Annotated in this window: 2 tRNA genes; both read left to right on the top strand. The window is 48.9% G+C overall.

The annotated features are described in order from the left end of the window. Positions 1–41: 41 nt before the first annotated feature. Positions 42–118, top strand: a tRNA-Ile gene (locus H4J54_RS04730). A gap of 120 nt (positions 119–238) precedes the next feature. Further along, positions 239–314 (top strand) — tRNA-Ala (locus H4J54_RS04725). Positions 315–354: the final 40 nt, after the last annotated feature.

Raw genomic sequence — 354 nt, 5'->3', positions numbered from 1 at the left:
CAAACACGCTAGCTTCGGACGTAAATTCTTGAAAGAGAAATAGGTCTGTAGCTCAGCTGGTTAGAGCGCACCCCTGATAAGGGTGAGGTCGGCAGTTCAAGTCTGCCCAGACCTACCAATTTACGCCACTTGCTGCGTTGGAATGATACTCGTGTAGAAAACCTACACATCCATCCTTCCGCCTTGCAACTGACGTAAATCTGCGTTTCGTTTTAGCTTAAAGTGTGTTTCCCATTGCGGGGCTATAGCTCAGCTGGGAGAGCGCCTGCCTTGCACGCAGGAGGTCAGCAGTTCGATCCTGCTTAGCTCCACCACTTCTTCACTAAAGAGAGAGACCAAACTTAAACTATCAAA

The sequence above is a fragment of the Colwellia sp. MB3u-8 genome, from assembly GCF_014076985.1.
In the GTDB taxonomy this organism is placed as follows: Bacteria; Pseudomonadota; Gammaproteobacteria; order Enterobacterales; family Alteromonadaceae; genus Cognaticolwellia.
The sequence above is the reverse complement of the archived record's forward strand: the minus strand, read 5'-3'. Positions and strand labels throughout refer to the sequence as shown.